The organism is Ligilactobacillus sp., assembly GCF_036846325.1.
In the GTDB taxonomy this organism is placed as follows: domain Bacteria; phylum Bacillota; class Bacilli; order Lactobacillales; family Lactobacillaceae; genus Ligilactobacillus.
Genome location: NZ_DAIUCE010000096.1, coordinates 1,653 through 6,366, shown reverse-complemented (window position 1 = coordinate 6,366; position 4,714 = coordinate 1,653). Strand labels below are relative to the sequence as shown.

Annotated in this window: 6 protein-coding genes; all 6 read right to left on the bottom strand. The window is 44.4% G+C overall.

Features of this window, described 5'->3' with window-relative positions:
- Positions 1–230, bottom strand: a 230-nt coding sequence (locus tag V7Z60_RS08230; protein ID WP_334117347.1) for a threonine/serine exporter family protein, incomplete at its 3' end; no start/stop codon positions are given.
- Positions 227–1,414 (bottom strand): MDR family MFS transporter, encoded by a 1,188-nt coding sequence (locus V7Z60_RS08225; RefSeq protein ID WP_334117346.1) that lies wholly within the window; start codon positions 1,412–1,414, stop codon positions 227–229. The genes V7Z60_RS08230 and V7Z60_RS08225, both read right to left, overlap by 4 nt.
- A 152-nt stretch (positions 1,415–1,566) precedes the next feature.
- A complete protein-coding gene (locus V7Z60_RS08220) occupies positions 1,567–1,767 on the bottom strand; it encodes a cold-shock protein (RefSeq protein WP_003693101.1) in 201 nt (66 codons plus the stop codon).
- A gap of 151 nt (positions 1,768–1,918) precedes the next feature.
- Entirely contained in the window at positions 1,919–2,566 is a 648-nt protein-coding gene (locus V7Z60_RS08215) for a metal-dependent transcriptional regulator (RefSeq protein ID WP_334117345.1), read from the bottom strand.
- A gap of 79 nt (positions 2,567–2,645) precedes the next feature.
- Positions 2,646–3,560, bottom strand: a complete 915-nt coding sequence (locus tag V7Z60_RS08210) for an RluA family pseudouridine synthase (RefSeq protein ID WP_334117344.1) — start codon at positions 3,558–3,560, stop codon at positions 2,646–2,648.
- Positions 3,561–3,669: 109 nt separating this feature from the next.
- A complete protein-coding gene (locus tag V7Z60_RS08205) occupies positions 3,670–4,374 on the bottom strand; it encodes a hypothetical protein (RefSeq protein WP_334117343.1) in 705 nt (234 codons plus the stop codon).
- Positions 4,375–4,714: the final 340 nt, after the last annotated feature.

The window sequence follows — 4,714 nt, the reverse complement described above, 5'->3', positions numbered from 1 at the left end:
TTGATGCTGCGCTCATTGATCGGCTCTATCCGAGTCAGCTTGCTTTTCGGCGCAGACATCATGATTCCCGTCGTCGTTTCAAAAATGCGGGGCTCCTTTATGCCGGCATTTCTGGCAAGCCGGTACATCGTATCATCTACCCTGGCCATGTCGGCCCCGCTTTCAATCATCAGCTTTCCGGCGGTCAGAACAACCTCCATGGCCAGTTCATCATGTTTCATTTCATTCATTTCCTAATCTCACCATTGTCATCCAAGTTAATTCTAGTGCATCCGATCAAGATGCCACCAACGATTATGACAAAAGCGGACGTAAATGTAAATAGGGTTGTGTATGAAAAATTATCGATGATCATTCCGCCCAAAACGGGACCGACCGCGCGTCCCATTGCCGGAAACGCAGTGACAAGTCCCTGGTACTTGCCTTTTTCGCTGAATGAGCTCAGGCTTGAGACAAAAGCAGGAAACGTCGGGAACGTCAGCACTTCGCCCAGGGTGACAATTGCCATTGACAGGACAAAATGAGGGTAGTCCCTGGCAAAGATCAATGAGACAAACGCGCATGCAAACAGCAGAATGCCTAAATAAAGCTTGTGCGTCAGCCTTGTCTTGAACGATTCGTCAAAACGATTGATCAACGGCTGGATCAGGACGATTATGATGCCGTTGATTGTCCACAGCAAACTGTAGTTTCTGACCGGGATTCCCAGTTGTCCCATGTAAACCGACAAATTGCTCTGCCATTGCGAATATCCGACGTCGATTGCAAAATACAGTGCAAGAGCCGCAAAAATCACGATTACTGCTCTTTGAGGAGTCTTATCGGAAACTCCCTTCCTTTGACTTGCGTGTTTGGCCAGAACGTGCGGCGGAACGAAGTAAAACAGCCAGACTATCAGCAGGAAAACGGCATACATTGCAAAATTGACGATGAAGATCATGTTGATTGAAATTTCAATGACATACCCGACAAGCATCGTTCCTGCCACCACGCCGACATTTTGCATGAAATAGATCATATTGAAGACGTATCTCGGATCTTTTTCCCTGATCCCGGTTGCAAGCGAACTGACAATCGTTGACGAAATACCGTTTCCGAAATTATCCAGGATCAGCAGAAACGCAAAATACGGCCAGTCATGGAAGAAAATCAGCAAAAAGACAGATGCAGCCTGCATTAAAACTGACAAGATCAAGAAAAAGCGGACTTTTCCATGATCGTATATGTATCCACCGAGCCAGCTGCCGATAATCAGCGTAAGCGAGTTGAAGAACAGTACGGTTCCTGCAACAGTCAGCGACTGATGCAGATAATCATGCATATAAATCGTCGTCAAAGGCCACAGCAGGCTTCCGCCAGTCGAACAGATCAGGCTCCCTAAAAGCAGCCAGTGTAAGCGTAATTCCCTTTTCAAAGCTATGCCCCCTTTAAAATCCAGTATCATAAGTTTAATCCCGCACGGAATCCGACGCAAGAAAAAAAGACCGGACGACTTCATCCGGTCTCATGCAATTGCGATATTCATACCCTGATCAACGGTTACGTACGCAATTGTCCTGCGTTGTTTTAGTCCTTAACGACGTTTGCAGCCTGCAAACCGCGTTGTCCTTCTTCAACGTCAAAAGTTACGTGTTGTCCTTCTTCCAAAGACTTGTAACCTTCACCCTGGATTGCAGAGAAATGAACGAAAACATCACTGCCGTCTTCACGTGTAATGAAGCCGTATCCTTTTTCTGCATTAAACCACTTAACTGTACCTTGTTCCATTATGAAACTCCTTCTGCGCCACATGCGCATGATTATTGTAATTCTGACGGGCGCAAATGGAGATGTTGAATGAAACGATAACCAATATGACCAATACAAAAATACAAGTCTAATTATAACACAGCAAGCTGATTTATAATAGGCATCAGACCTACTTCACAAAAATATAGTGTGCAGCCTTATACCCGATGCTCGTTTCTTCGCCGCCGTCGCAATAAGTCAGCTTGATTGGTCCTTCAAACGGTGCATGTTCACCAACGACAAGCCTGTCGCCAAGCTTGATGTGAATATCGTCCAAATATGAAAGCAATTCATGATTGTCGATGAAGCGGTCAACGGTAATCGTCGTTCCCTCTGCAACGTCAGCAAGAATCAAATAGCTTTCTTCGCGATAGGTTCCCGATTTATCCGGAATAACCCCGCCGTGAGGGCAATGTTCGGGATGATTCAAGAATTCCTCCAGATGATCCATCAGATTGTCGCTCGTCACGTGTTCTAAAATCTCGGCATCATTATGCACATCCTGCAGTTTATAATTCAGTTTGTCAACCAAAAACGTTTCCCATAAGCGATGCCTTCTGATCAGGTCTTCTGCAATCGCCGTTCCCTTTTTCGTCAAGGATATCCCGGCATACGGAGTGTGATCGACAAGCCCTTCCTTTACAAGCTTGCTGACCATTTCCGTCACTGAACCCGCTGCAATGTTCAGACTCATTGCAATCTGCTTATTTGAAACCTTCTTTTTGCGTCCGCCCAATTCAAAGATGATTTTTAAATAGTCTTCTTTTTTCGGCGTCATTAATCTTCACCTGACCTTTTTGTTCGTCTCGATACAGACATTATATCAAATTTTTAGGTATATTGAAAATATTTGTCCGTCAATTACAATTTGCACCCCTTAATTCACCTAACAAATATTCCATATCCTTTTCAAGCGGCAGTTCAAAACTCAGTCTCTTACAGGAAAACGGATCGTCAAATGCCAGATAGCAGGCATGAAGCGCCTGTCTTTTGCATGCCCCGTTTTCCCTGCCGCCATAGAGCTCATCTGAAATCAGAGGATGACCGACATGAGCAAAATGAGCACGTATCTGATGGGTTCTTCCGGTATGGAGCATACACTCAACCAACGTGGCTTCGTTGCCGAAATGCTCCCTGACCCAAAATTCCGTCACTGCATTCTGACCATCACGGGAAACAATCCTCCTGAAACCGTCATCTTCCTTTTTGAGCGGAAGATCAATGATTCCGTGATTTTTTCTGACAAATCCAGAGCAGAATGCCAGATACCGTTTTTCCATCGAATGTTCCTGAACCTGCTTTGAAATCAGCCCCTGTGCGAATCCATGCTTTGCGCAGAGCATCAATCCGCTCGTAAACCTGTCCAGTCTCGTTACGGCATGAGGTACAAGATTATCGCTCCCCTGCTCAATCAAGTATCCCTTGATCCGGTTCATCATCGTATCGCACTTGTTCGATGGCCCGGGAACGCTTGATATTCCTGCCGGCTTGTCAAGAACCAGCCAGTTTTCATCTTCATAGACGATTCTTATTTTTTCGTGACTGACAAGAATCCGCTCGTCAGCTTTTTCCGGTGGAAGTACCAGTGTCACTTCCTCATTCGGTTCAACCGTGTTAGAAAGAACCGTCTTTTTTCCGTTCAGCCTTACGTTGCCCTGACCATGCTTGAGTCTGGCAAGCATCCGATGACTGACGCCATGTTCCGTCAGAATCCTCTTTACAGTTGATTTTTTCCCAAAGTGGTTCTGCCACGTAAATTCCATCTCTGCCATCCCTTCGTTGATGTCTAGTTCATTTTAGAGCAAAGCAGTCGAATAAGCAAGATGCCCTCAGACTAAAAAAAGAGTCCTGCCATCCGGCAGGACTCCAAGGCGAATATATCTACCTGTCAAAGCGATAGTTAGCAAGCAGCGACTCAATCTTAAGACGTGACGTCATGAAAATGACAAAACCAGGTATGATCAGAACCGCAGAAAACATCCACTGCAACCTGATCCAGGTCATCAACATGATTGAAAAGCATATCTCACGCACGTAAAACAAGTCACCAATGCCAAATGCATTGTCTCCTAACGAAAAAAACAACGCAATCGTCAGAAGCATCCCGCCCGAAATTATCATCGCCAGACCTGAATCGTAAAAAATTCTCCACCTGTTTATGAGATGCGTGAACAAATATCTCATAATGAGAATGATTAAACTTCCGAATACTAAAATTCCCATCCAGGAAACAGTGCTCAGGAATTGATAAAAGTGCTGCATTTTAGAAATCTGCATCTGACTTTCCCTTGCATCAACGTATTCCTTCAGATTATCCCTGAACTTTTCTTTGACCTTCGCCCAGTATTTCTTGTCCCTTGACGAAAATCCGGCTCCGTTCACATTGCGGTCAAGCATCCTGTAAACAGTATTCGATTCAATCAACTTGTCATTCATTGTACGAAAATGCACTGCCATTTTTTCAGAACATTCTGCCGTTTGCGTGTCGCTGAGCATCAGTTTTTCCCTGAACCTAAGCGGCATCCCCGTATACTGTGCCGTTTCGATTATAGTGTGATTCAATTCATCACCAAGTTCCTTAATCATCGCAGCACCATTCCCAAAACGCACAGGACCAAACAGGCTTTCAGTACTGATCAAAAACGTTATTGACAACCCGCACAACATAATCGACAACGCTAAAATAGAAGCAATTACGCGTGGCAACCTTACATATGTCCTGCGTAATTCCTCCGCATAATTCTGCAAAAAAATCAGCTCCCTAAAATTATACCTAAACAACATCCGGCAACCGCCCGATTTATTATTTCTCTTGCCCCTCTCAAAACGAATAAAACGATTACAGCAGTTTATTTTTATGATATACGATAAAATTATTACACACAAATATTGTTTTTTATTGCAATATTTGTGAATATAGTGAACG

Bases quoted from the DNA above. Each gene is read 5' to 3' on its own strand.
- V7Z60_RS08220 (WP_003693101.1), bottom strand. From the start codon at position 1,767: ATGGAACAAGGTACAGTTAAGTGGTTTAATGCAGAAAAAGGATACGGC.
- V7Z60_RS08215 (WP_334117345.1), bottom strand. From the start codon at position 2,566: ATGACGCCGAAAAAAGAAGACTATTTAAAAATCATCTTTGAATTGGGC.
- V7Z60_RS08210 (WP_334117344.1), bottom strand. From the start codon at position 3,560: ATGGCAGAGATGGAATTTACGTGGCAGAACCACTTTGGGAAAAAATCA.
- V7Z60_RS08205 (WP_334117343.1), bottom strand. From the start codon at position 4,374: ATGATTAAGGAACTTGGTGATGAATTGAATCACACTATAATCGAAACG.